Source organism: Ligilactobacillus sp. (genome assembly GCF_036846325.1).
In the GTDB taxonomy this organism is placed as follows: Bacteria; Bacillota; Bacilli; order Lactobacillales; family Lactobacillaceae; genus Ligilactobacillus.
The window spans coordinates 1-3801 of the sequence record NZ_DAIUCE010000045.1 but is presented as its reverse complement, the minus strand read 5'-3'; the positions used below and the strand labels follow the sequence as shown (position 1 = coordinate 3801).

Annotated in this window: 4 protein-coding genes; 3 read left to right on the top strand and 1 reads right to left on the bottom strand. The window is 48.4% G+C overall.

Translation table 11 applies throughout. From position 1 onward, the window contains the following. Nucleotides 1–292 precede the first annotated feature (292 nt). The 3 genes from V7Z60_RS05690 (at nt 293) to V7Z60_RS05680 (ending at nt 2796) form a co-directional block, all read left to right on the top strand. Complete coding sequence (locus tag V7Z60_RS05690; protein WP_334116882.1) at nt 293–823, top strand: hypothetical protein; 531 nt, start codon at nt 293–295, stop codon at nt 821–823. A 15-nt stretch (nt 824–838) separates the two neighbouring features. Further along, nucleotides 839–1993, top strand: a complete 1155-nt coding sequence (locus V7Z60_RS05685) for a hypothetical protein (RefSeq protein WP_334116881.1) — start codon at nt 839–841, stop codon at nt 1991–1993. Nucleotides 1994–2055: 62 nt separating this feature from the next. After that, nucleotides 2056–2796 carry a DUF6574 domain-containing protein gene (locus V7Z60_RS05680; protein WP_334116880.1) on the top strand — a complete coding sequence of 247 codons (741 nt, stop codon included), beginning with the start codon at nt 2056–2058 and terminating at the stop codon, nt 2794–2796. A gap of 102 nt (nt 2797–2898) precedes the next feature. Here V7Z60_RS05680 and V7Z60_RS05675 read toward each other — a convergent pair whose 3' ends face one another. Next, entirely contained in the window at nt 2899–3678 is a 780-nt protein-coding gene (locus V7Z60_RS05675; RefSeq protein ID WP_334116879.1) for a carbon-nitrogen family hydrolase, read from the bottom strand. Nucleotides 3679–3801: the final 123 nt, after the last annotated feature.

Genomic DNA, 3801 nt, shown 5'->3' with positions numbered 1-3801 from the left:
CGGGCAATGCCACCCTTTGGACGCTTTGATACATGGAAATGAAACACCTTTTTTGATTATTTCCATCGTAACAGAAGGATTATCCCGTATACACAAAGTCCCGGATGAAATCATCCGGGACTTTTGTTTGCGGCATAGTTTTTTCCCATCCTCTTTTTTCATCTTCCGGGAAAAGATAATCCGGCGCCTTGTTTACATAAAATTGAAAATAAGGGTGAAAACTGACTCGAAAAAACTTGATACCATTATCAGTATTCAGCGTAATCATGAAAAGAGGAGGAAATGAAAGGTTATGAAACTGAAGAAACTGCTGTTTTTCGCAGCGATGTCTCTGACCGTTCTCACCCTTGGTGCATGTTCCATGAAGACCAGCATTCTCAAGGATGTCAACATTACGTTCAAGGGAGCGAACGGTGAGGGAACGATGGAGGTTGAAAAGGAAGACGGTCAGAAGCTGATTGACAACATCGTCGACACACTTGCCAAGAAGGCAAAGCTTGATGACTATCTGACCGAGAAGATCAAGGACGGAATCAAGGAGAACGGCATGGATGACTTCATCGGAAACGATGACGATGATGACGAGTATGACGATGAAGAGGATGACGAGGTGACTCTCAGCAGTCTGGAAAAGAACGCCACGTCAGACGAACGTGACTCGCTTGTCAAGTTCTCACGATGGATCAAGGAAGTCAAGATGACCAACAGCAGGGAAACAGGGCTGAAGAACGGCGACAAGTTCAAGGTCATCGTCAGGACCGGCGACAAGGAGAATCCGATCAAGGAGGAAACGAAGGTCTATACTGTCAAGGGATTAAAATAATAGAAGGTGGATATAATGAAGAATTTCAGAAAATTTATCGTCATCGTTCTGATGGCGCTCGTTACAGTTTCGCTCGGTGCATGTTCGCAGAAGAAGAGTGTCCTTGAAGGCGTCAAGGTGACATTCAAGGGATATGACGGTCACGGCTATATGGAAGGTGACTCAAAGAAGATAACAAGCAACATGATTGACATCATGGCCAAGAAGGCCAAGCTTGACGACTATCTGACGGAAAAGCTCAAGGATGTTGTCGAAACCAATGCCGCAGACTACGATCTGGAGAAGGATGCCACGTCAGATGAGCGGGACAGTCTCGTAAAGGTTGAGCGCTGGATGAAGGAAATCAAAATCCGGTCAAGCAATAAGGAAAATCTTAAGAACGGCGACAAGGTCAGGATTACAATCAAGACCGGTGACAAGGACAATCCGGTCAAGGAGGAAACGAAGACGTACACCGTCAAGGGACTCAAGAAGACGAAGAAGGTCAGCGCAAAGGACATTGCGAAGAATCTCGATGTTCAGGCATACGGTTACAACGGCAAGGGACTGATTGCCATCACAAGCAAGAAGTACAAGGGCTCCGTCAGCTTCCACATCAAGCACAACGGCTCGCTGAAGAACGGCGACAAGGTGACGATCAAGCTTCCGTCCGAGTTCACAAGCGACGAGAAAATCGATTTCCAGGGCAAGAAGGAATTTACATATACGGTTCAGGGACTGAAGGAACTCACTGCCACAAAGGACCTTGACGAAATCAAGAAGGTCACGGATTCACTTGTCAACGATCAGTACCCTTACGATAAAATCGAAAAGTATGTCAACACGTTCATCAACATGTACTTCGTGCCGACGTCCGCATACTCCGACTACAGCGACGAAAGCGACACATCAGTTGAGCTGAACGACACGACGGGTCTGAAGGCATCCAGAAAAGACAAGATTACGATTGTCGCTCTCTACACTGTCAAGTTTGATTATGATGAAGACGATGAAGCAAATGACAACAATACCAGTGTGGTCGAGGTCACCGTCGGCAACGTTTCGATTGAAGGCGACCATACAAACATTGACAGCATTGATACAGAAGACAACGGCACAGTGTCGACAGAAGACAGTTCGCTTGAGGTGCTTCAGCACAACCTTGCCGCAAACGGCATCAAGGTCAAGTAAGTTGAGGCAGCAGTGTCTTATTCAGGCACTGCATTTTCAAGGCATACAAAGGAGAGATTGAAATGGGAGAAGAAAACAAGAAGGAAGAAAAGAAGACTGAACAGGAAAAGGACGTTGCCTCAAGGGTCTCTGGGGCCGTTTCGCAGATTGACACGGACGAGCTGAAGAAGAATGCGACGGGCTATTGGAACTGGCTCGTCACGTCGTGGAAGAATCCGACGGAGGTGCAGATGACGGGCAGATATGCCGGAATTGTTTCGCTTGCGCTGGAGTCTTTGTTCCTGATTGTCGGCATCGGCAGATACATCAATTCGGTGGTGAATGCCGCGGTCAGCTCGGTTTCGAGCGTATTCGGCGGCTCATCCTATTCATCGTCCGGAATGGGATTTGGCTTCTACCTTACGGGATTTATCGTGTTCATCTGCGCATCCCTGGTGATGGTCGGAATCGCCTACCTGTTCCACGGGCATGAAGAAGGAGGCTTCCTGGCATTCACGAACAGGGTTGCTCATTACAGCAATGTGATTCTCATTGCCGACGTGCTGTTCATCCTGTTCGGCTTCATCGTGGCAAGCTCGCCGTCCGTTGCGCTGCTGGCCATGCTGCTTCTCGCCTCTTCCTGGCTTGAATGGAACGTGGCTCTTGTTTTTGCGGCCCAGAATGAGCGTCGTTTGAACAAAGTCTATTCGGGCACACTGCTGATGATTGCAAACATCATCGTGCTGTTCATCACATTCCTTGTGCTTGGCAGCATTGCAGGAGACAAGCTGCAGGACGTCATGCAGAGCTTCACAGGCAACTGATTTGACTCGTATGAAAATGAAAGGCGGAGACTCCCGTTGCGGGGCCTCCGCCTTTTTTGGATGTCAGCGCCTGGATGAAGCTGAAGGGCGCTGCTGCAGCATCTAGTAAAGTTCGGTTCGGCGGTCGTCGAAGACCGGGATGCTGCCACGGGCCTTTCTGACAAGGCTCAGATCGAGTTCTGCCGTTATTATTTCCTCTTTTCCGCTGTTTCCGTCGGCAATGACTTCTCCGAACGGGTCAATGATGAGACTGTGCCCGTTGAAATGGTCGTCGGGAGCGTCCCCGACCCGGTTGGCTGCAACGACAAAGGCCTGATTCTCGATTGCCCGTGCGCGAAGCAGGATCTCCCATTGCCTGATGCGGACGTCAGGCCACTGAGCGGAAACGAACAGAATTTCCGCTCCACCGGACATCAGCTTCCGCTCCCATTCGGGGAAGCGGATGTCATAGCAGATGACGCAGCTCGATTTTATGCCATCGATTTCAAAACTGCTCTCAGAATTTCCCGGAGCGATAAACCGGTCTTCCTGCATGAGTCCAAAGAGATGAACCTTGTCGTATTCGTTGATCAGCTGCCCTTTTCTGTCAAAATCATAAGCGGTGTTCCAAAATTTGCCTTGGCGTTTGACGGCACAAGAGCCTCCGACGATATTGACGTCATGTTTTTTGGCAAATGCAGAAAGGAAATTCCTTGTCCGCTCGCCGTTTTCGTCTGCCAGTTCATCAAGTTGGTCCAACGCATAACCGGTATTCCACATTTCCGGCAAAACGATGACGTCCGGATGATCGTCCAGGGATTTTCGCAGGGCATTTTCCGTCCGTTCGTAATTTCTGGAAACATTTCCATAAGCGATGTCGATTTGTGCAATGCTTACTTTCAATGTGACACCTCATTTCATTCTAATCTATGTGATAATCATAGCACATCAGAGTTTCAGGGGGGCAATCTTTCGTAAAAGATTTTAAGACAATGAAAGCAGAATTCATTATTCTGAAAAACATTG

Excerpts from the sequence above, each read along its gene's own strand:
- V7Z60_RS05690 (WP_334116882.1), top strand. The coding sequence starts at position 293 with ATGAAACTGAAGAAACTGCTGTTTTTCGCAGCGATGTCTCTGACCGTT.
- V7Z60_RS05680 (WP_334116880.1), top strand. The coding sequence starts at position 2,056 with ATGGGAGAAGAAAACAAGAAGGAAGAAAAGAAGACTGAACAGGAAAAG.
- V7Z60_RS05685 (WP_334116881.1), top strand. The coding sequence starts at position 839 with ATGAAGAATTTCAGAAAATTTATCGTCATCGTTCTGATGGCGCTCGTT.